The organism is Kocuria sp. p3-SID1428 (assembly GCF_025149945.1).
GTDB lineage: Bacteria > Actinomycetota > Actinomycetes > Actinomycetales > Micrococcaceae > Kocuria.
In genome coordinates this window covers 108,204-129,417 of sequence record NZ_JALXVH010000001.1, presented here as the reverse complement: position 1 = coordinate 129,417, position 21,214 = coordinate 108,204, and the positions used below count along the sequence as shown (strand labels likewise).

Below are 21,214 nucleotides of genomic sequence, written 5' to 3'. Positions count from 1 at the left end.
CCACCCCCTCGTCGTCGCCGTGAGCGCTGCCAGAACGTGGCGATCCCGGCTCAGAGCGCGGCTTCGACCTGATCGGCGAAGGTCTGGGCGGACTTGGTGTTCTTCTTCTTGTCCATCAGCGCCTTGGGGGAGCCCGGGCTGTTGTCGTAGTCGACGGTCATCCGGGTTCCGCCGCCGGCCTCCTCCAGGGTGATCGCCAGATGGGCGCCCCAGCTCAGGGCTGTGCGCTTGGTGGTGATGTCGAAGAGCAGTCGATCGCTGCTGACGGCGGCGATGTGATGGCCCTCCGAGCGGGCCGTGGACTCGATCGCCTCGCGGGCGCGATCCAGAGGCGCGGGGAGGTCCTTGCTGAGGGTGCCGTTGGAGGCGAAGAGTGCCATCGGGGGATCCTGTCGTCGGGGATGGTTGCGTAAGCATAGATCTCCCGGCGGCAGGGTGGGCTGCCTCACTCGTGTGTGACGCGGTGCGGATCCTCCGTGACCGGTGCCTCAGGCGGCTGAGGGCTCGGGGTCGGCGCGCGGGCGCCCCTGGCCCAGGGTGACGCCCATGCTGGCCAGGACCACCAGGCTCACCGCCGCGATGCTCAGCACTCCAGCACCCTGGCCGAGCAGGACCCAGCCGACCACCGCCGCGATCGCGGGCTCCAGGCTCAGCAGCACGGAGAAGACGTCGCTGGGCAGGCGGCGCAGCGCAGCGATCTCCAGCGAGTACGGGAGCACCGAGGACAGCAGCGCGGCCGCCAGGGCGAAGAGCAGCTGGATGGCGGCTGCCGCGCCGACCTGGATCGACAGACAGGCGGAGAGGACCATCGCGGCCCCGGGGCCGGTCGACCGAGAGGGCGACGGCGCGCTCACGAGGACCGGTCTTCAGGGGTGGCGGCGATCATGGGCTCAGCATGTCGGAGCCGCGGCCGTCGGGGCCAGTCGGGCTGTCTCGCCGTCTCCCGCCGGTAGGCTGAGCCGCTGTGCAGACCTTCCTCCCGCTGCCGAGCCCGGCTGATTCCGCCCGCGCCCTGGACCGTCGCCGCCTGGGCAAGCAGCGCGTCGAGACGCTGCAGATCCTGCGTGCGCTGTGCCTGCCCGACTACGGCTGGGGCACGCACCCTGCCGTGCTGATGTGGTCGGGGCACGTGCCCGGGCTGGTGTCCTACGGGCTGGCGATGGTCGAGGAGTGGGAGGCCCGCGGCGGGCGGGATTCCACACGCTGGAAGATCACCGAGTTCGCGCCGGAGGCGGCCCGCGGTGCGGCGGCACTGCCGCCGTGGGTGGGGGATCCGCAGTTCCATGCGGCGCATCGCTCGTCGCTGATCGCCAAGGACGAACAGCACTATCGCCCGCTGTGGCCCGAGACCCCCACGGGCCTGGAGGCGGTCTGGCCGAGCCCAGCCAGCCCGCACGTCAAGCCCGCTGAACCCGGCCCCGGCAAGCGCGCATGGGTCTTGGTCGGACCCGTGCTGCACGATGACGCCCTGCTGCTGCCCGCCGAGCCCTTGCCCGGGGAGACCGCCGCTCAGCGGCGACGCCGTCCGGGGCAGCTGGAGCGGCTGCGCACCGAGGCCCAGCCCGGTGAGGAGGTTCTCGTCCCGCTGTCATCGGCCTCGGCCGAGGGCACTGCCTTCGAGCCCGAGCGCGATGAGGCGCAGGAGGGTCTGCGCGAGCCGGTGCTGCGGGGTCGACTCGGCGCCGGGGAGCACGGCGACGACGGCATCCGCCGCGAGGTCGAGTGGCTGGGGATCCTCCAGCGTGATGCTCTGGAGGATCCGTGGCAGCTGCAGCGCCCCCGTACCGTCTTCCCGATCCGTCGCTGACAGCGGATTCCGCTATGGGCTGAGCGCTGCGGTGGACGCACCGGGGCCGGCAGGCGGACAGTGGTGTCCATGAGCATTCCCACTGTGAACGATCTTGCCGCCTCCGCCCGCAGCACCCGTTGGGTGCTGGCCGCTCGACCCAGCGGCTGGCCCACCGAGGACGACGTCCGCCAAGAGACCGTGGAGCTGCCGGAGCTGTCCGACGGCGAGATCCGCGTGGTCAACGAGGCCATCTCCGTGGATCCTTACATGCGCGGGCGCATGAACGATGGCCCCTCCTACGTCCCGCCCTTCGAGCTCGGCGAGCCGATGGACGGCGCGGCGGTGGGAGTCGTCGTCGCTTCCCGCTCGGAGGATGTCCCCGAGGGCACCCGCGTGCTGCACGGACAGGGCTGGCGCGACGTCGCCCAGCTGCCGGCGGCCAAGACCCAGAAGCTGCCCGACCTGCGCGACACCGAGGGCCCGCTGGCCGCCTCGAAGTTCCTGGGGATCGCCGGGATGCCCGGCTTCACGGCGTGGCTGGGTCTGACGCGGATCGCGTCCATGCAGGAGGGCGACACGGTGTTCGTCTCGGGTGCCGCCGGCACCGTCGGCTCGGCCGTGGGGCAGATCGCCCGGCTCAAGGGCGCCGCCCGCGTCATCGGCTCGGCGGGCGGTCCTGAGAAGAACCGCATCGTGACCGAGCGCTACGGCTTCGACGCCTGCCTGGACTACAAGCGCGGCGACGTCATGGGCCAGCTCGGGGAGGCCGCTCCGAACGGCATCGACGTCTACTTCGACAACGTCGGCGGCGATCACCTGGAGGCTGCGATCCAGCACTTCAACGACGACGGCCGCGCCGCCCTGTGCGGTGCGATCAGCCAGTACAACGACGACCAGCCCGCCCCGGGTCCGCGCAACATGGGGATGATGGTCACCAAGCGGCTGATGCTGCAGGGGTTCGTCCAGAGCTTCCACACCGAGGCCATGGGCGACTTCCTGGCCGAGATGGGTCCCTGGCTCGCGGCAGGGGAGATCGTGGCCGATGAGACTGTCGAGGACGGGATCGACCAGGCCTTCGACGCCTTCCTGGGCATGATGCAGGGCCGCAACGTCGGCAAGATGGTGGTGCGCACCGCCGTCGCCGACTGAACGCCCGCCTGTCCGACGAGGCTCAGCCCTTCTTGGCCCCGCGCTTCTTCTTCCGGGAGGGCTGCTTCTCGGCCTTGGCCTCCACCTCGGCGGAGTGGTCCGGGACGGCGCGCTGCAGCTCGCGCGGCGGGCGCTGATAGCCCGAGGACGGCGGGCGCTTGGGCAGCTCCAGCTCCGGGCGCTCGATGTGCTCCCACTGGATGGTGTGCAGCAGGTCGGCGATCATGTTGATCCGCGCCCGCCGCTTGTCCTCGGCCTCCACGATGTTCCACCGCGAATAGGGGAGATCGGTGTGCACGAGCATCTCGTCGCGGGCCCGTGAGTAGTCCTCCCAGCGGGTCAGCGACTCGAGGTCCATGGGCGAGAGCTTCCAGTGGCGCATGGGATCGGAGAGCCGGGACTGGAAGCGCTTCTCCTGCTCCTTGCCGGAGACCGAGAACCAGTACTTGCGCAGGATGATGCCGTCCTCGATCAGCATCTGCTCGAAGATCGGGCACTGGCGCAGGAAGCGCTGATGCTCCTCCGGGGTGCAGAAGCCCATGACCCGCTCGACCCCGGCGCGGTTGTACCAGGAGCGGTCGAAGATCACGATCTCGCCCGCGGCCGGCAGATGCTCGATATAGCGCTGGAAGTACCATTGCGTCTTCTGCCGCTCGGTCGGCGCCGGCAGCGCCACGATACGGGCGGTGCGGGGATTGAGGTACTCGGTCAGGCGCTTGATCGCCCCGCCTTTGCCCGCCGCATCACGGCCCTCGAAGACGATCACGACGCGATTGCCGGTCGACTTCACCCACTGCTGCATCTCCACGAGCTCGGCCTGCAGTCGCAGCAGCTCCGCCTCGTACAGGGACTTGTCCATGGGCTTCGTCTTGGTCATGCCTCGACGATAGCCAGCTGTGAAACAGATCACTCCGTAGGGAAGGGCAAGTTGCCGTCACGCGAAGGGGCGCCCGGCCGGTGAGGGTCGGGCGCCTCTGCTGCGCTGGATCGGATCACTCCGGGGAGACCTCCACGGGCGGACCCATGGCCAGCAGGGTCAGGTAGAGAGCCACCACCACGACGATGATCACGACCGTCGAGACCACCGGATGCAGCAGCAGGGCGGCCAGCAGCTTCTCGAGCGGGCCTCGAGGTGCCTCGTCGTCGCCGCGCAGGCGCCAGCTGTGGGGCAGAAGGCCGCGGCGCAGGGCCCGGCGCTCCACCGGGATCGTGGCGTAGGGGATCACGGAGCTGAACAGGGCGAGCAGGCCGTCGGCCACGGACCAGCGGGCGTCGATCCACACGAGCACCGTGACCGCGCAGTAGCTCAGGAACACGAAGCCGTGGATGCCGCCGCCCACGGAGACCGGCCAGTCGCCCAGGTGCAGCACGTACTTGCCGATCATCCCCAGGATCAGCAGCGTCCAGGTCACCGCCTCGGCCAGCGCCAGGACGCGGAAGAGCCGGTGCGGCGTGACGGGGTCCGCCTGCGGCGAAGGCGCGGCGGGGGCGGTGCTCGGACCGGTGGTGCGGGGGTTCGGATCGCTCGACATGCCCCCATTGCACCGCATCAGGCTGGACGCGTCCTCCAGGCGCCGCCGTGGAGCGGGCGCCGCATCACAGTCCGCGCAGCCGACGGCTGCGGCACGACGACGGCTGGGCTGTCGTCGTGCGTGGTGGGTCTGGAGGGCTGTGCCAGACTGAGCGCCATGTCGCAGACCCGTCCGGAACAGGACCAGCAGCCCGTCGACCTGGCCACCGATCTGCTCCAGACCATGGATCAGGTCACGCAGGATGCCCTGAACTTCGGGTACCGGATCGAGCAGGGCTTCACCCAGTTCCGGCAGCGCAGTGCGGAGCGGCGCGGGGATCGACCCGTCATGGTCGCCTTCGACTGCTACGGAACCACCGACCACGTGCGCATCCTGGGCCGTGCCCTTTACAAGACGCACGGGCCGGAGGACCCCACCGCCGAGGACGAGACCTCGATCCGCGGCTGGCGCTCCTTCACCTCGATCCCCATCGGCTTCGCCCACGTGGATGTCGAGATCGAGGGCGTGCAGTTCCGGCTGGTGGCGGACAAGGGCGGGGTGATCGATGCCGACGTGGAGATCAGCCTGGAGCCCGGCGTGCACACCGCTCGGCTGCGCACCGCCGGCTCGGCCTGGGCCACCTCCCGGATCTGGGTGGTCGACGACTCCCAGCGCATCGGCGTGGTCTCCGACGTCGACGACACCGTCATGGTCACCTCGCTGCCGCGTCCCATGCTGGCGGCCTGGAACTCTTTCGTGCTCAACGAGCACGCCCGCGACGCCACCCCCGGCATGCCGGTGCTGCTGGAGCGCCTGCGCCGCCGCCACCGCGGCCTGCCCTTCATCTACCTCTCGACCGGGGCCTGGAACGTGGCGCCCACGCTGCGCCGCTTCCTGAGCCGCAACGCCTACCCGCCCGGACCGCTGCTGCTCACCGACTGGGGCCCCACCACGGATCGCTGGTTCCGCTCGGGGCCCCGGCACAAGGTCGAGAACCTCGAGCAGCTGGCCCGCGAGTTCCCGCACATGAAGTGGATCCTCATCGGCGACGACGGCCAGCACGACCCGCAGATCTACGGGGGCTTCGCGCAGCGCTACCCGCAGAACGTGGCCGCCGTCGTGATCCGCACGCTCTCGCCCACCGAGGCCGTGCTGGCCTCCGGTCGCCTGCTCACCGCCGACGGCCCCGAGCTGCCGGAGGGGATCCCCCTGATCCGCGCGAACGACGGTGCCTCGATCTCGGAGCAGCTCGAGGAGCACGGGCTGCTCTGAGGCAGGACGCTGTGCTGTCGGGGAGGGCCTCTACCGTGGACCCATGACCGAGCGAGGCACCCAGTCCGAGTCCCTGCCCACGGCCCCGTCGTTCCGGCGGCGCGAGCCGCAGCTCAGCGCGGTCGAAAATCTGCCCGCAGACAGCGCCCGGCAGATCGATCGCCTCGTGGAGCGCACTCAGGCGGCATTCAGCGCCCCGGTGCCGCTCCATGTGCGTCTGGACCGCCTGAACCGCCTCGAGCGAGTGCTGACCGGGCACCGTGAGGCGCTGCAGGCAGCACTTGCCCAGGACCTGGGCAAGTCGCAGACCGAGTCCGAGCTCACCGAGATCGGCGTGACGCTCACCGAGCTGCGCCACGTCCGCCGCAGCCTGGCCTCGTGGATGGCGCCGCGGTCCGTGGGATCGGCTGCGGTGCTGAGTCCCTCCAGCGGCTGGGTCCAGGCGCAGCCCCTGGGCACCGTGCTGATCATCGCTCCGTGGAACTACCCGGTGCAGCTGCTGCTGTCTCCGCTGGTGGGCGCGCTCGCGGCCGGGAACACCGCGGTGGTCAAGCCCTCCGAGCACACCCCGCACGTGTCCCAGGCGCTGAGCGAGGCCCTGGAGCAGGAGCTGCCCGACTGCGTGGGCGTGGTCCAAGGCGGAGTCCCCGAGACCACGCGGCTGCTGCAGCACCGCTTCGATCACCTCTTCTTCACCGGCAACTCCGCTGTGGGGCGCGTGGTCATGCGGGCTGCGGCCGAGCACCTCACGCCCGTGACGCTGGAGCTCGGCGGCAAGTCGCCGGTGTGGATCGACGACACCGTCGATCTGGCCGCAGCCGCCCGGCGCCTGGCCTGGGCCAAGCTGGTCAATGCCGGGCAGACCTGCGTGGCACCGGACTACGTCATGGGCCCGGCCGGCGTGCTGGAGCAGCTCATGCCGCTGGTCACGGAGGCTATCCGCGAGTTCTACGGCGAGGATCCGCAGTCCAGCCCGTCGTACGGACGGATCGTGAGCTCACGGCACCTGCAGCGGCTGACGCAGCTGCTCGAGCGGGTGCCGGAAGCGGACGTCCTGGCTGGCGGGCGCCACGACCTCGAGGACCGGTATCTGGAGCCCACGATCGTGCGCAGCGCACCGGACGGACCGCTCATGGAGCAGGAGATCTTCGGGCCGGTCCTGCCGCTCGTGGCGGTGGAGGACCACTACCAGGCGATCGACTTCGTGCGGGCCGGGGAAAAGCCGTTGGCGCTCTACGTCATGAGCCGCGACGAGCAGGTGCCCGCCGACTTCAGTGACCGGACGTCGTCAGGCGGCATGACCTTCGAGGCCCCCATGGTCCATCTCATCCACCCGCAGCTGCCCTTCGGCGGCGTGGGCGATTCCGGCATGGGCGCCTATCACGGGCAGGCGAGCTTCGACACGTTCAGCCACCACCGCTCGTTGCTGGCCAAGCCCCTGAGCCCGGAGACCCTCAGCGTCACCTTCCCGCCGTACAGCGGCGCGCGGGCCTGGGCAGCGCGACAACTCATGTCCGTGCCCACGCCGTCCGAGCTGGTGCACCGTCTGCGCCGCCGTCGGCGGGGGCGCACGCGGGACTGAGCCTTCCGCCGTCCACGACGGCCCCCGCAGGAGCACGGCCCCCGAAGCCTGGAGGGCTTCGGGGGCCGCGCCCTCGGCGGACCAGACCGGGGGCCTCAGCCGGAGAGCCCGACCACCCCCACCATCACCGGCACCATGGTCACGACGAGGATGATGCCCAGGACATCGAACACCGCGCCCGTGCGGATCATCCGCACCATGGGCACTGCGCCGGTGCCGTAGACGATCGCGTTCTGCGGCGTGGAGACCGGCAGCATGAACCCGAACGACGCCGCGAACGTGGCCGCCACGGCGGGCACCAGCGGATCGACCTCCATGGCCTGGCACAGGGGGATGACGATCGGGACGATCACCGCGGCGGCGGCCGTGTTGGAGGTCGTCTCCGAGATCAGCACGGCCAGCACTGCGGAGAACACCGTGATCGCGGCCAGGCGCGTGACCCCCAGGTTCTCGGAGGCGCCGGTGCCGATGGTCTCGGCCAGGCCGGTGTCGGCCAGCATGGAGCCGAAGATGATGCCCGTGCCGAAGAGCAGGATCGTGCCCCAGTCGATCTTGGCGGCCTCGGACCAGGTGAGGGTGGGCTCCCGCGTGGCCCAGTCCTTGGGCAGGATGAACAGCAGGGAGGCGCCGAGCACCGCCGCGATGCCCTCGTCCAGGCGGTCGTCCATGAAGATGTAGAGCTCGGAGTCGGTGCCCGCGAACAGGCTGACCACGGCCGGCAGGAGCCACAGGGTGATGGTCACGCCGAAGGCGATGATCGTGTTCTTGGCCGCGCGATCCATGGGGCCCTGGGCTTCGCGCTGCTCGCGGACGTAGTCCTCCACGCCGTCCAGGCGACGGACCTCGGGCCGGTTGAGCAGGAACATGGTCGCGGCGAGAACGATGAGCATCCCCAGGCAGATCGGGAAGGCCATGACCATCCACTGCGCGAACGAGATCCGGGTGCCCATGGCCTCCTCGATCAGGCCGCGGCCGATCAGGTTGGGCGGGGAGCCGGCCGGGGCCACGCCCAGCACGACGATCGCGCCGACGCCGATCAGGCCGCCCACGGGGATGGGCACCGGCTCGCAGATCCACAGCACGATCACGCCCAGCAGCACGGAGGTCAGCAGATAAGGTCTCCTCGGTGACCAAGTCGAATGCCCAGCAGTACGGCATGGTCCTGTGGGACGAGGTCTTCCAGCGCGTGGCCGCCGAGTACCCGGACGTGGCGAACGAGTCGGTGCTGGTGGATGCCATGAGCGCCAAGTTCATCCTGCACCCGCATGACCTCTCGGTCGTGGTGGCCTCGAACCTCAACGCCGACATCCTCTCGGACCTGGGCTCGGCGCTCGCGGGAAGTCTCGGCCTGGCCGCCAGTGCCAACCTCAACCCGGAGCGGCGCTTCCCGTCGATGTTCGAGCCGGTCCACGGCTCCGCTCCGGATATCGCTGGGCAGGAGATCTCCAATCCGATCGGCGCGATCGCCTCCGCGGCGCTGATGCTCGACCAGTTCGGCCTCTCCGATCAGGCGCGCCGCCTGGAGGCCGCGATCGAGGCCACGACGGAGGGGCTGGCCACCTGACCCGCGACATCGGCGGCACGAGCTCGACGGACGAGCTCACGCAGGCGATCATCGAGGCACTGGCCAGGGTGCAGCCCAAGCCCGAGGCCGACGCCGCCTACGAGACGGTCTGAGCCGCACCCACCGGATCTGCCGCCGACCCCACCACCGAGAACCGAGGTCCCCTCATGCCGTCGCCGAACGTGCTCATCGCTCCGGACAAGTTCAAGGGCAGCCTGACCGCCCGCGAGGTGGCCGCTGCGCTGGCCGAGGGGATCCGGGCCGCCGTGCCGCAGGCGCAGGTGCGCGAGCTGCCTTTGGCCGACGGCGGCGACGGCAGCGTGGAGGCAGGACTCTCGGCGGGCTTCGCCGCGCATGAGGCGCCTGTGACGGGCCCGCTCGGGGAACCGGCCGTCACCGCCATCGCTCTGCGGGAGGCCACCGCGATCGTGGAGGCGGCCACCACGAGCGGGCTGCAGATGATTCCCGACGACCGCCGCGATGCCGGTGCGGCGACCAGCCGCGGCCTGGGGGAGGCGGTGCGCGCAGCGCTCGAGCTCGGCGCCGAGCGCATCGTTCTGGCCCTGGGCGGAAGCGCCTCCACCGACGGCGGCATCGGCATGCTCACCGCACTGGGGTGGCGATTCCTGGACGCCGATGGCGTCCCCGTGGACCCCAGCGGCCGGGGGCTGTCGGAGATCCGTACGGTCGATCCGACGCAGGCCGTCGATCTCACGGGCGTCGAGGTCGTGGCCGCCAGCGATGTCCAGAACCCCCTGCTCGGCTCCGACGGCGCCGCCGCGGTCTACGCGCCGCAGAAGGGCGCGGATGCGCGCGAGGTCCAGCAGCTCGAGTCCGGCCTGCAGCACCTGGTCCGGCAGCTGGCAGAGATTCGCCCCGATGCCGCTGAGCTGGCCGAGCGCCCGGCTGCGGGTGCCGCCGGCGGGCTCGGATTCGCGGCCATGCTGCTCGGTGCCCGGATCGCCTCCGGCGCGGATCACTTCTTGGACCTGCTGGGCTTCGACCGCGCCGCGGCCAGCTGTGACTTGGTGATCACCGGCGAGGGGCGGATCGACAGCCAGACCCTGTCTGGCAAGCTGCCGGCCGTCGTCGCCCGTCGAGCCGCCCCGGCACGCGTGGAGGCCGTCGTGGGGCACAACGCCCTGGGCGCGGAGGCCGCCCCGGGGGCAGGCATCGCCCGCATCCGCTCGCTGAGTGAGCGCACGCAGGCCGACTGCGCGCGGGACACCGATCTGTCCCGGACGCTGCTGGTCGAGATCGGCCGGGAGATCGGGGCGGAGCTGGCGGAAGGGGCCGATCAGGACGGCGGTGAACAGGTCCCATGACGTCATGACACGCCGTGCGCCGAGAACTTTCGCCGGTGCACAGGCTGTCCGAAGGGGGCGTCCCCAGGTGTGGATGACGCCCCCTTCGCCATGTTCGAACCGCGTGTCCGCGCGGCGGTCCGCGCGGCCGGCGCAGCCCTGACCTGTGGACAGGCTGGGGAGGAGCGTCGATGGTGACGAATCTGACCGTCCTACATCATCTTGTGCTTTCCCCACGGGGTGGGCACTAGATGTAGTATCGAGGCTCAGCGCAGGAAACAGAGCGGCCCGGATGCCACGGACCAATCGGAGCCCCCGAAACGGCGGTCCTGCACCGAGCACCGGACACCTTCCGGAGGCCTCGGAGCGGCTCTTCTCACCACGCCACTCACCCCCATGAACAGGAAGGGATCACCGACATGTCAGTGACCGTCTACAGCAAGCCCTCCTGCGTCCAGTGCAACGCCACCTACCGTGCGCTCGCCAAGAAGGGCATCGACTACAGCGTCGTCGATGTGACCGAGGACCAGGCCGCCTACGAGCACGTCATGAGCCTGGGCTACCAGCAGGTCCCGGTCGTGGAGACCGGCGAGGACCACTGGTCCGGCTACCGTCCGGACATGATCTCCAAGCTCGCGGTGCGCGTCTCCGCCTGAAGCTCTCCGACCACGACGGCCGGACTGTGCGGCGCCCGTCTCCTGAGAGGGGACCGGCGCCCGGTCCGGCCGTCGAGCACCATGGTCGTCCCCGCACCCCGGTTCGTCCGGGACCCGTCGTACCGCTTGAGAAGTGAGTGACTGCCTTGTCCGCACTCATCGCTGATCTGCGCCGCGCGGCCGCTGAGCGCGACCGGCCCGCCGCCGAGACCACCGATCGCACGTCGTCGGGCTCGGGCGACCCCCTCGTCGTCTACTTCTCGTCGATCTCGGGCAACACGCACAAGTTCGTCGAGAAGCTCAGCGCCCGCTCGCTGCGCCTGCCGCTGCGCACCCATGAGGAGGCCCCGGTCGTCCGGGAGCCCTACGTGCTGGCCGTGCCCACCTACGGTCGCCCCGGCGGCTCGGGGGCCGTGCCTCCACAGGTCGTGAAGTTCCTCAACCTCGAGGAGAACCGCCGTCAGCTGCGCGGGGTCCTGGGGGCCGGAAACACCAACTTCGGCGAGCATTTCTGCCTCGCCGCCCAGAAGATCGCCGTCAAGTGCGATGCCCCCCTGCTCTACCGATTCGAGCTGATGGGCACCGAGCAGGACGTCGCCAATGTGAACGAAGGACTGATGAAGCTGTGGCAGTGACCACCCATACCTCCCACGCCGGCGTCTCCGGCTGGGGCCACGAAGATCCCAAGGTCCCCGAGAAGTTCCGCGGCATGGGCTACCACGAGCTCAACGCCGTGCTGAACCTGTACGACGCCGACGGCCACATCCAGTTCGACGCCGACCGCCACGCCGTGCGCCAGTACTTCCTGCAGCACGTCAACGAGAACACCGTCTTCTTCCACGACCTGAAGGAGAAGCTCGACTACCTGGTGGAGCACCAGTACTACGAGCCCGAGGTCCTGGAGAAGTACGACTTCGAGTTCGTGAAGAAGCTGTCCAAGCTCGCCTACGGGCACAAGTTCCGCTTCAAGACGTTCCTGGGCGCGTTCAAGTACTACACCTCGTACACGCTCAAGACCTTCGACGGCCAGCGCTACCTCGAGCGCTTCGAGGACCGCGTGGTCATGGTCGCCCTCTACCTGGCCGACGGCGACCGCGAGCTGGCCGAGCACCTGGTCGAGGAGATCATCTCCGGGCGCTTCCAGCCGGCGACCCCCACGTTCTTGAACGCGGGCAAGAAGCAGCGCGGCGAGATGGTCTCGTGCTTCCTGCTGCGCATCGAGGACAACATGGAGTCGATCGGCCGTTCGATCAACTCCGCCCTGCAGCTGTCCAAGCGCGGCGGCGGCGTGGCGTTCGCGCTGACCAACATCCGCGAGTCCGGTGCCCCGATCAAGAAGATCCAGAACCAGTCCTCGGGCATCATCCCCGTCATGAAGCTGCTGGAGGACTCGTTCTCCTACGCCAATCAGCTCGGGGCTCGCCAGGGCGCCGGTGCGGTCTACCTTCACGCGCACCACCCGGACATCAACAAGTTCCTGGACACCAAGCGCGAGAACGCGGACGAGAAGATCCGCATCAAGACCCTGTCGCTGGGCGTCGTCATCCCGGACATCACCTTCGAGCTGGCCAAGAACAACCAGGACATGTACCTGTTCTCGCCCTACGACGTCGAGCGCGTCTACGGCATGCCGTTCTCGGATGTGAACGTCACCGAGAAGTACCACGAGATGGTCGACGACGCCCGGATCACCAAGACCAAGATCAAGGCGCGCGACTTCTTCCAGACCCTGGCGGAGGTCCAGTTCGAGTCGGGCTACCCGTACGTGATGTTCGAGGACACGGTCAACAAGGCCAACCCCATCGAGGGCAAGATCATCATGTCCAACCTGTGCTCCGAGATCCTGCAGGTCTCAGAGCCCTCGACGTACCACGACGACCTCACCTACGAGACTGTGGGCAAGGACATCTCCTGCAACCTGGGTTCGCTGAACATCGCGCTGACCATGGACTCCCCGGACTTCGGGCAGACCATCGAGACCGCCATCCGCGGACTCACCAGCGTCTCCGAGCTCTCGCAGATCGACTCGGTGCCCTCCATCCGTCGCGGCAATGAGATGTCCCACGCCGTCGGGCTGGGGCAGATGAACCTCCACGGCTACCTGGGGCGCGAGCGCATCCACTACGGCTCGGAGGAGGGTGTCGACTTCACGAACATCTACTTCTACACGGTGACCTACCACGCCGTGCGGGCCTCGATGCTGCTGGCCAAGGAGCGCGGCTCCACGTTCGTGAACTTCGAGAACTCGGACTACGCGAACGGCTCGTACTTCGACAAGTACACGGAGCAGGAGTGGCTGCCGGCCACCCAGCGCGTGCGCGAGCTGTTCGCCCAGTCGGAGATCCACATCCCCACGCAGGACGACTGGCGCGAGCTGAAGGCCCAGGTGGCCGAGCACGGCATGTTCAACCAGAACCTGCAGGCCGTCCCGCCCACCGGCTCGATCTCGTACATCAACCACTCGACGGCGTCGATCCACCCGATCGCCGCGCCGATCGAGATCCGCAAGGAGGGCAAGCTGGGCCGCGTCTACTACCCGGCGCCCCACATGGATCAGGACAACCTGGAGTACTTCCAGGACGCGTACGAGATCGGCTACGAGAAGATCATCGACACCTACGCCGCGGCCTCCCAGCACGTGGACCAGGGCCTGTCGCTGACGCTGTTCTTCAAGGACACCGCCACCACGCGCGAGGTCAACAAGGCGCAGATCTACGCGTGGCGCAAGGGCATCAAGACGATGTACTACTCGCGCATCCGCCAGCTCGCCCTCGAGGGCACCGAGATCGAGGGCTGCGTCTCCTGCATGCTGTGATCCGCCGGGATCCAGCGCACGACGCACGCCGAACAGACTTGAGAGGAGACTCGCCGAGATGATGAGCGAGAAGGTGGAGCTCACCCGCCACCACGCCAAGGCCATCAACTGGAACCGCGTCCAGGATCCCAAGGACGACGAGGTCTGGGACCGGCTCACCGCCAACTTCTGGCTGCCCGAGAAGGTGCCGCTGTCCAACGACGTCCAGTCGTGGAACACGCTCACCCCGCAGGAGCAGGACCTCACCATGAAGGTCTTCACCGGGCTGACCCTGCTGGACACCATCCAGGGCACCGTGGGCGCCGTGTCGCTGCTGCCGGATGCGGTGACGCTGCACGAGGAGGCCGTCTACACGAACATCGCGTTCATGGAGTCGGTGCACGCCAAGTCGTATTCGTCGATCTTCTCCACGCTGGCCTCGACCAAGACGATCGACGACGCCTTCCGGTGGTCCGAGGAGAACGAGTTCCTGCAGCGCAAGGCCGACATCGTCCTGGACCGCTATGTGGGCGATGATCCGCAGAAGAAGAAGGTGGCCTCCACGCTGCTGGAGTCCTTCCTGTTCTACTCGGGTTTCTACCTGCCAATGCACTTCTCCTCGCACGCCAAGCTGACGAACACGGCGGATCTGATCCGCCTGATCATCCGCGACGAGGCCGTGCACGGCTACTACATCGGCTACAAGTACCAGCGCGCCATGGAGCAGGAGAGCCCTGAGCGCCAGGCCGAGCTCAAGGACTTCACGTACGACCTGCTCGACGAGCTCTACGAGAACGAGATCGCCTACACCGAGTCGCTCTACGACGCGGTGGGGTGGACCGAGGAGGTCAAGAAGTTCCTGCACTATAACGCCAACAAGGCGCTGAACAACCTCGGCTACGAGGCCCTGTTCCCCAAGGAGATGACCGACGTCTCCCCGGCGATCCTCTCCGCGTTGTCCCCGAACGCCGACGAGAACCACGACTTCTTCTCCGGTTCCGGGTCCTCCTACGTGATCGGCAAGGCCGTGAACACGGAGGACGAGGACTGGGACTTCTGATCGGCTGATCCTCTTGTCGTCCAACGAGGCGACCCAGGGCCCGGTACCGCAGGATTCTGCGGTGCCGGGCCCTTCTTGATGCAGCTCCCGGATGAAGCGACGATGACGCAGCTGACGCAGCCGGTCTCCTGCTGTGGGGCATGATGAGTTCGAAGTCGGTCACTTGCAGCCGAACCATGGCCCCATACCGAGACGAGGTTCAATTTGTCCTTCGAGACCCCGCAGTTCCAGCTCGCTGAATACGTTTCATGGGCCCGCCAGGGAAAGCTGCAGCTTCCGGATTTCCAGAGGGAGTACAAGTGGGACGACGAGCGCGTTCGCCAGCTCATCGTCACCGTCCTACGGGGCCACCCGATGGGCATCGTCATGCTCTTGCAGACCGGCAACGAGCACGTGCGATTCAAGCCCAAGGCGATCTCCGGCTCGGGAGCTCCTGAGGGGACCGCGCCCGATTGGCTTCTGCTGGACGGGCAGCAGCGACTCACCTCATTGACCCAGGCCTTCAGCGGAAACGGAGTCGTGGCGACCAGGGACTCGCGCGGGAAGCTCCTGGACCGTCGATACTTCGTCGACGTCCGGGTGGCAGCAGAAGGGGATGACCGTCTTGATGACGCGGTCCTGTCGCTTCCTGCCGACGGCATCGAGCGCTCCAATTTCGGACGGGACATCGTCCGGGACCTGTCGGATGCCGACAATCAGGTCAGGGCGGGAATCGTGCCGGTCAGTCTCTTCCTGGACAGCTTTGCTCTCTACCGTCTCGTCAGCCGGATGGACGATCGAGATCTGGGCGACCGATTCATCAACGACATCGTGCAGCCGACCTCGGCCTACCGGATCCCGGCCATCTCCTTGGACCGCAAGACCAGCAAGGCGGCTGTGGCGACGGTCTTCGAAAAGGTGAACACCGGCGGGGTGCCGCTGACGGTATTCGAGCTGCTCACCTCCAGCTTCGCAGGTGACGCGCAATACTTCGAAAAGCACGGCAGCGACTTCAGGCTGAAGGACGACTGGGCCGAGATCGAAGCTGATTTCGCGGTGTACCCCGTTCTGGCTGACACCCGTAACGTTGAATTCATCCAGGGAATCAGCCTGCTCGAGACTCTCCGGCGCAACCGGGAGAGCAGGACCCAGCGCCCACCGGCCGTGTCCGCCAAGCGCGAGGACCTCCTGAAGCTCGAATTGGCGTCGTATCTGTCGTGGCGGGATCAGCTGCGCGACGGTTTTCTGTGGGCTGCGCGATTCGTCGTCGATCAGTGCATCTTCGACACGCGCTTCCTGCCGTATGCGACCCAGCTCGTCCCGCTTGCTGTGATCCGAGTGCTCCTCGGCTCGAACGCCGACAATCACGGAGTGCAGGCTCGGCTCCGGCGTTGGTACTGGTCCGGAGTGCTGGGCGAGCTCTACGGTTCCTCAACAGAGACCCGGTTCGCGCGAGACGTGGAGCAGGTACCGGCTTGGGCAATCGGAGAGTCCCAAGACCTGCCCCTGACCGTCGCGGACGCGTCGTTCAACGAATGGCGTCTGTACACGCTGAGGTCCCGGATTTCCGCCGCGTACAAGGGGATCTACGCGCTGCAGGTGGCGAAGGGCGCACGTGACTGGATTGCCAACCATCGCTTCGACCTGCAGACACACAAGGATCTGGCGACCGACATCCACCATGTCTTCCCCAAGGCCTGGTCGGAGAAGAATGACATCCGGGGCAGCCAGTACGACAGCATCATCAATAAGACACCCCTGGCGGCACGCACTAACCGGGCGATCGGCGGTGTCGCTCCGTCGCAGTACCTCCGACGTGTGGAGCGGGAGTCGCAACTGTCCTCGGCAGAGGTCGATGATCTGCTGCGGTCGCACGGTCTCGATGCGGAGGCCATGCGGCGAGACGACTTTGCGAGCCACTTCGAGCACCGTCGCGAGTTCCTCATCCGACTGATCGAGGAAGCCATGGGGACGCCGGTGCAACGGGAGAGCTCCGGGGCCGACGTCGTTCAAGACGCCGTAGCGGCAGCGGCGACGTTCGATTCCGACCAGGTGAAAGACGACACGGACGACGCCTGAGATTGACTGAAATCGGTCGACGACGAGGCCCGGATCCGCAGCACAATGCGGATCCGGGCCTCTCCGCATTACTGCGGCAGCGCCACCTGTCCGCGCATCAGCGGCCGGGCCGTGCGGAACAGCGACGCCGCAGTGACCTTGAGCGCACCGTCCTCCGCGCTCACGTCGGCCGCGGAGGCGACCACGCCCGACGGCGTCGCGATCCGCAGCTCCGAGCCCGAGCTCGTGGAACAGCGCTGCACCACGGTGCCCTCGATGTTCGCGGCTGCCGCTGCGCACAGCGCGGAGGTGCCGGGGATCGCGCGGTGGCTCAGCCCCATGGACACGGCGCGGATCAGGACGTCGCAGTCAGCGGCGGGCACATCGGTGCCGTCGAGAAGGGTCGAGTCTGCTGGCGGTGCGACCATCGCGATCTTGGGAACGGACTGCGGGGCGTCCGCCGGCGTCTCGCACAGTCCCATGGCCACCGCACCTGTCCGTCGGATCCGCTCCAGCAGGGCTGCGAGCTCCGCCTCGGCATCGAGCGCGTCGGGCAGCTCGGCGCCCGTGAGGCCCAGATCGGTGGCTGCCACGAACACCATGGGCGTGGCGACATCCACGAGCGAGACCTCGATCGAACGCCCTCCGACCTCGAGGGTGTCGACGGGGTACCCAGTGGGCAGCGCGCCGCTGGTGCGCGAGCCGCTTGGGTCGAGGTAGCGCAGCTCGATGGGTGCTCCGGATCCGGCCACGCCCGGGAGCACGAAGTTAGCTGAGGTCACGGCGGCGCCATCGGCGACCTCCAGCCTGACCTCGATCAGCTTCCCGGTGTTGGTGTTGTGGGCGATGACGCTGGCGGGTCCGTCGTCGTCGACCTCGTGGATGCCGGCCATTAGCGCGAAGGGCACGACGGCCGCCGAGAGATTGCCGCAGTTGCCCGAGTAGTCCACGGCCGCCTCGCGGACGGCCACCTGGCCGAAGGTGTAGTCCACATCCGCATCCGGCCGTGACGACGGCGCCACGGAGACGACCTTGGACAGCGACGAGATCCCGCCGCCCATCCCGTCCAGCTGCCGGCCGAACGGATCCGGGGAGCCCAGGGCATCCGTGAAGACGCGGTCGCGCTGCGGCCCCGCCGGAGGGAGATCCTGCTCGCGGAAGAACAGTCCCTTGCTGGTGCCCCCGCGCATGAACATCGCATCGATCCAGGTGGTCGTCGGGCGGGCCTTCGCATCTGCGCTCATGCAGGGAGTCTGGCGACGCTGCTGGGGCGGCGCAAGCACAGGCCCTGTTCGGGGTCCCGCCGGTGACCCGGCTGAGGATTAGGCTCGGTGCATCGTGATCGGTGTCCCGGCAGGACGCAGGCCTCCTGGCGCCCTGCCGAGAACCACCGGGCGAGAGAGCCCCGAGGCGGAGGAGCCCAGATGTCCCGGACAGTCCAGGCGCAGGACCTCGACCTGATCGCCCTGCGTCGGGAGCTGCATCAGATCCCCGAGGTCGGGCTGCAGCTGCCGCGCACACATGCCCGGCTCCTGGCGGAGTTCGAGCAGCTGCCGGTGGAGATCACCGAGGCTTCCGGCGCGTCGGGGTTCGTCGCCGTCCTGCGCGGCACCGCCGAAGTCCCCGCTGATCAAAGGCGCCCGATTGCGCTTCTGCGCGCGGATATGGACGCACTGCCCGTGGTCGAGGAGACCGGCGAGGCCTTCGCCTCGTCGAACGGGGCCATGCACGCCTGCGGGCACGACCTGCACATGGCCGCGATCGTCGGGGCCGCCCGGCAGCTGTGCGCCCGGCGCCAGGAGCTGTACGGGGACGTCGTCTTCCTCCTGCAGGCGGGGGAGGAGGGCCACGGGGGAGCGCGGCTGGTACTGGAGGAGGGGTTGATCGAGGCGGCCGGGCGCCGCCCGGATCATGCCTACGGCCTGCGTGTCTGGTCCTCGGGGCACCCCACCGGTTCGATCCGCAGCCGCGCCGGTGCGCTGATGGCCGGGGTGGACACCTTCGATCTGCGCGTCATCGGGCGCGGCGGACACGGCTCCGCGCCGCAGCACACGGTCGATCCCATCCCGATCCTGTGCGAGATGGTCACCCAGTCCCAGGTCATGATCACCCGCCAGTTCGACGTCTTCGACCCGGTGGTGCTCACCTGCGGCGTCCTGCGCGCCGGTGAGGCGAACAACGTGATCGCGGATCAGGCGATGGCCTCCTTCTCCATGCGCACGTTCTCGGATGCCACGCGCCAGAAGATGCTCGGGGAGCTCGCCCGGCTGTTCACGCACCTGGCGCAGGCTCGGGGCGCGCACTGCGAGCTGAAGGTCACCGCCTCATCGCCCACGACCCTCAACGATCCCGCCGAGGTCGACTACGTGGAGGCGGTCGTCCAGCGAGGCTTCCCGGGCCGCTGGTCGCCCATGGCGGATCCGGTGACGGCCTCGGAGGACTTCGCCTACGTGCTCGAGCAGATCCCCGGGGCCTTCGTGTTCGTCTCCGCCGTCCCGGAGGGCACCGACCCGACGACGGCGCCGTCGAACCACTCCCCGCAGGCCATCTTCGACGACTCCGTGCTCGACGACGCCGCCCACCTGCTCACCGAGCTCGCCCTCGGCCGACTCGTCGAGCCGTCCTGAACGACCACCACACCCTCCCGCCTCGAGAAAGCAGGTGCCGTCCATGACCACCACCACCGAGCGACCCCGGCAGAGCGCCGCCCGGACGCTGATCGGAACCGGCGTCGGCAATGCCGTCGAATGGTTCGACTGGAACGTCTACGCCACCTTCGCGGTGTACTTCTCCATCCAGCTGTTCAACAGCGAGAACCCGCAGTCGGCGTTCCTGCAGACCATGGCGGTCTTCGCCGTGGGCTTCGTGGCCCGGCCCTTCGGCAGTTTCGTGTTCGGCTGGGTCGGCGACCGGATCGGGCGCCGCCCGTCGCTGACGCTGGCCGTGCTGGCGGCTTCGGCGGGTTCGCTGCTGATCGCGGTGTGCCCCACCTACGACCGGATCGGCTGGCTGGCCTCGGTGCTGCTGGTGCTCGCCCGCCTCATCCAGGGCCTGGCCCACGGCGGCGAGATGCCCTCGGCCCAGACCTATCTGGCCGAGCACGCGCCGCGGGAGCACCGCGGCCTGTTCGCCAGCGTCATCTACGTCTCCGGCACCTTCGGCCTGCTGATGGGCCTGGGGCTCGGCCTCGGCCTGCAGGCGATGCTCACCGAGGATCAGATGGCCGCCTGGGGCTGGCGCGTGCCGTTCGCGATCGGGGCCGTGCTGGGACTCATCGCCCTGTGGATCCGCCGCTCCATGGAGGAGTCCGAGGTCTTCGAGGACCACCGGGCCCACACCCAGGCTCTGGAGATCGTGGAGGAGAACGTCTTCGTCGCCGTGTTGAAGAACTGGCCGACCGGTCTGCGGGTCATCGCGATGACCGCGGGCCTGACCGTGTCGTACTACATCTGGTCGGTGACCATGAGCTCGGTCGCTCAGACCTCGTTCGGCTACTCGCCGGGAGAGGCCTTCGAGGCCGCGCTGCTGGGCAACCTCTTCCTGATCCTCGTGCTGCCCGTGTGGGGCTGGGTCTCGGACCGGATCGGACGACGGCCGGCTATCATCATCGGCCTGCTGGGCAGTGCGATTCTCTACCTGCCCATGATCAATCTGGTGGACGGCGGCACCATGTGGCAGCTGACCTTCGCGATCTGCGTCCAGGTCGGGCTGCTGGCCGGCTTCCTCTCCCACGCCCCGGCCACGTACGCGGAGATGTTCCCCACGGGCCAGCGCACGAGCGGGTTCGGGATCTACTACGCGATCGCCATCGCGGCCTTCGGAGGCACCGCCGGCTACGTGTTCACGTGGATCGGCGACGCGCGCACGTTCGGCTTCTACGCCATCGGCCTGCTGCTGATCGCTGTGGCCACGGTCTTCTTCATGCCGGAGACCAAGGGCAAGGACCTCACCGAGGCCTGAGCTCTCCACTGCAGATGCCAGCGGGTCGCCGTCCGACGGGCCGCTGTCCTCGTCTTCAGCCCTCGGGCGGCGGCAGGGTGGTCATCCGCGACAGCCGACGGGTCACGACGATCGCCGTCAGCGTCTGATGCAGCACGCAGATCGCGTTGTAGACATCGGTCAGCGCGTTGACTCGTGGCAGCCCCTTCTCGGCGCGGCGGGTGAGCGCCTCCAGGGAGTTGCGGGTGCGCTGCGGCTTGGCGCCGAAGGCCCGATAGGCCTCGCGCCGGCGGCGATGTGGGGCAGCTCGTCCACCGGAGTCTGCGAGAGGAGCTCGGCAGTATGCTTCTCGGCGGCGGTGATCAGCTCCTCGACCGCCTGCCCGCCGTCGCCGGCAGTGACCTCGGGGCTCAGGCCATCGACGACCATGAGCAGCCCCCGGTAGTCGGGGCGCAGCTCGAGGACGGCGGGGTCGACGGAGCAGGCCTCGAGGAATTCGCGGGCGGGCATCTTCTGGGTCATGTCGCTCACGCTAGTCGGACCGAGTGCTTCGCCGG

The 21,214-nt window shown here is 68.5% G+C and carries 18 protein-coding genes and 2 pseudogenes; 13 read left to right on the top strand and 7 right to left on the bottom strand.

Features of this window, described 5'->3' with window-relative positions; genetic code table 11:
* Nucleotides 1-50 precede the first annotated feature (50 nt).
* Both M3E84_RS00535 and M3E84_RS00530 read right to left on the bottom strand, forming a co-directional pair.
* Nucleotides 51-380, bottom strand: a complete 330-nt coding sequence (locus M3E84_RS00535; protein WP_259893928.1) for a hypothetical protein — start codon at nucleotides 378-380, stop codon at nucleotides 51-53.
* Nucleotides 381-488: 108 nt separating this feature from the next.
* The gene (locus M3E84_RS00530; RefSeq protein WP_259893927.1) at nucleotides 489-854 is read right to left on the bottom strand and encodes an EamA family transporter; all 366 of its coding nucleotides are present in this window, start codon (nucleotides 852-854) and stop codon (nucleotides 489-491) included.
* 110 nt (nucleotides 855-964) lie between these two features.
* Here M3E84_RS00530 and M3E84_RS00525 point away from each other — a divergent pair, with 110 nt between their 5' ends.
* Together M3E84_RS00525 and M3E84_RS00520 are read left to right on the top strand one after the other, a co-directional pair.
* Nucleotides 965-1,807 carry an MSMEG_6728 family protein gene (locus M3E84_RS00525; protein WP_259893926.1) on the top strand — a complete coding sequence of 281 codons (843 nt, stop codon included), beginning with the start codon at nucleotides 965-967 and terminating at the stop codon, nucleotides 1,805-1,807.
* Between the two features lie 69 nt (nucleotides 1,808-1,876).
* Nucleotides 1,877-2,938, top strand: coding sequence for an NADP-dependent oxidoreductase (locus M3E84_RS00520; RefSeq protein WP_259893924.1), 1,062 nt, complete (start codon nucleotides 1,877-1,879; stop codon nucleotides 2,936-2,938).
* 22 nt (nucleotides 2,939-2,960) lie between these two features.
* Here M3E84_RS00520 and ppk2 read toward each other — a convergent pair whose 3' ends face one another.
* Both ppk2 and M3E84_RS00510 read right to left on the bottom strand, forming a co-directional pair.
* The gene (ppk2, locus tag M3E84_RS00515; RefSeq protein WP_259893922.1) at nucleotides 2,961-3,815 is read right to left on the bottom strand and encodes a polyphosphate kinase 2; all 855 of its coding nucleotides are present in this window, start codon (nucleotides 3,813-3,815) and stop codon (nucleotides 2,961-2,963) included.
* 115 nt (nucleotides 3,816-3,930) lie between these two features.
* Entirely contained in the window at nucleotides 3,931-4,470 is a 540-nt protein-coding gene (locus M3E84_RS00510) for a DUF3817 domain-containing protein (protein WP_259893920.1), read from the bottom strand.
* Between the two features lie 156 nt (nucleotides 4,471-4,626).
* On the opposite strand from M3E84_RS00510, the gene M3E84_RS00505 reads away from it, so the two are divergent.
* Together M3E84_RS00505 and M3E84_RS00500 are read left to right on the top strand one after the other, a co-directional pair.
* A complete protein-coding gene (locus M3E84_RS00505; protein WP_259893918.1) occupies nucleotides 4,627-5,721 on the top strand; it encodes an App1 family protein in 1,095 nt (364 codons plus the stop codon).
* 43 nt (nucleotides 5,722-5,764) lie between these two features.
* Nucleotides 5,765-7,303 (top strand): aldehyde dehydrogenase family protein, encoded by a 1,539-nt coding sequence (locus M3E84_RS00500; protein ID WP_259893916.1) that lies wholly within the window; start codon nucleotides 5,765-5,767, stop codon nucleotides 7,301-7,303.
* Nucleotides 7,304-7,398: 95 nt separating this feature from the next.
* Here M3E84_RS00500 and M3E84_RS00495 read toward each other — a convergent pair whose 3' ends face one another.
* Nucleotides 7,399-8,403, bottom strand: a complete 1,005-nt coding sequence (locus M3E84_RS00495; RefSeq protein ID WP_259893915.1) for an SLC13 family permease — start codon at nucleotides 8,401-8,403, stop codon at nucleotides 7,399-7,401.
* An 8-nt stretch (nucleotides 8,404-8,411) separates the two neighbouring features.
* Here M3E84_RS00495 and M3E84_RS00490 point away from each other — a divergent pair.
* From M3E84_RS00490 to M3E84_RS00460, 7 genes and pseudogenes are all read left to right on the top strand, one after another.
* Nucleotides 8,412-8,980: pseudogene (locus M3E84_RS00490) on the top strand (isocitrate/isopropylmalate family dehydrogenase); the annotation flags it as partial.
* A 54-nt stretch (nucleotides 8,981-9,034) separates the two neighbouring features.
* Nucleotides 9,035-10,192 (top strand): glycerate kinase, encoded by a 1,158-nt coding sequence (locus M3E84_RS00485; protein ID WP_259893913.1) that lies wholly within the window; start codon nucleotides 9,035-9,037, stop codon nucleotides 10,190-10,192.
* Nucleotides 10,193-10,590: 398 nt separating this feature from the next.
* Nucleotides 10,591-10,827: a glutaredoxin-like protein NrdH gene (gene nrdH, locus M3E84_RS00480; RefSeq protein WP_259893912.1), complete on the top strand. Its 237-nt coding sequence runs from the start codon at nucleotides 10,591-10,593 to the stop codon at nucleotides 10,825-10,827.
* Nucleotides 10,828-10,973: 146 nt separating this feature from the next.
* Complete coding sequence (gene nrdI, locus M3E84_RS00475) at nucleotides 10,974-11,462, top strand: class Ib ribonucleoside-diphosphate reductase assembly flavoprotein NrdI (RefSeq protein ID WP_259893910.1); 489 nt, start codon at nucleotides 10,974-10,976, stop codon at nucleotides 11,460-11,462.
* A 74-nt stretch (nucleotides 11,463-11,536) separates the two neighbouring features.
* Nucleotides 11,537-13,642 (top strand): class 1b ribonucleoside-diphosphate reductase subunit alpha, encoded by a 2,106-nt coding sequence (gene nrdE, locus M3E84_RS00470; RefSeq protein ID WP_259893937.1) that lies wholly within the window; start codon nucleotides 11,537-11,539, stop codon nucleotides 13,640-13,642.
* A gap of 61 nt (nucleotides 13,643-13,703) precedes the next feature.
* Nucleotides 13,704-14,681: a class 1b ribonucleoside-diphosphate reductase subunit beta gene (gene nrdF, locus M3E84_RS00465; protein ID WP_259893935.1), complete on the top strand. Its 978-nt coding sequence runs from the start codon at nucleotides 13,704-13,706 to the stop codon at nucleotides 14,679-14,681.
* A gap of 204 nt (nucleotides 14,682-14,885) precedes the next feature.
* Nucleotides 14,886-16,739, top strand: a complete 1,854-nt coding sequence (locus tag M3E84_RS00460) for a DUF262 domain-containing protein (protein WP_259893909.1) — start codon at nucleotides 14,886-14,888, stop codon at nucleotides 16,737-16,739.
* Nucleotides 16,740-16,807: 68 nt separating this feature from the next.
* Here M3E84_RS00460 and M3E84_RS00455 read toward each other — a convergent pair whose 3' ends face one another.
* Complete coding sequence (locus tag M3E84_RS00455; RefSeq protein ID WP_259893908.1) at nucleotides 16,808-17,962, bottom strand: PrpF domain-containing protein; 1,155 nt, start codon at nucleotides 17,960-17,962, stop codon at nucleotides 16,808-16,810.
* Nucleotides 17,963-18,142: 180 nt separating this feature from the next.
* Here M3E84_RS00455 and M3E84_RS00450 point away from each other — a divergent pair, with 180 nt between their 5' ends.
* The gene (locus M3E84_RS00450) at nucleotides 18,143-19,345 is read left to right on the top strand and encodes a M20 family metallopeptidase (protein WP_259893907.1); all 1,203 of its coding nucleotides are present in this window, start codon (nucleotides 18,143-18,145) and stop codon (nucleotides 19,343-19,345) included.
* Between the two features lie 43 nt (nucleotides 19,346-19,388).
* Nucleotides 19,389-20,678, top strand: a complete 1,290-nt coding sequence (locus M3E84_RS00445; RefSeq protein ID WP_259893906.1) for an MFS transporter — start codon at nucleotides 19,389-19,391, stop codon at nucleotides 20,676-20,678.
* Between the two features lie 124 nt (nucleotides 20,679-20,802).
* On the opposite strand, the pseudogene M3E84_RS00440 reads toward M3E84_RS00445, so the two are convergent.
* Nucleotides 20,803-21,167 (bottom strand): annotated as a pseudogene (locus M3E84_RS00440) (hypothetical protein); the annotation flags it as partial.
* Nucleotides 21,168-21,214 lie beyond the last annotated feature (47 nt).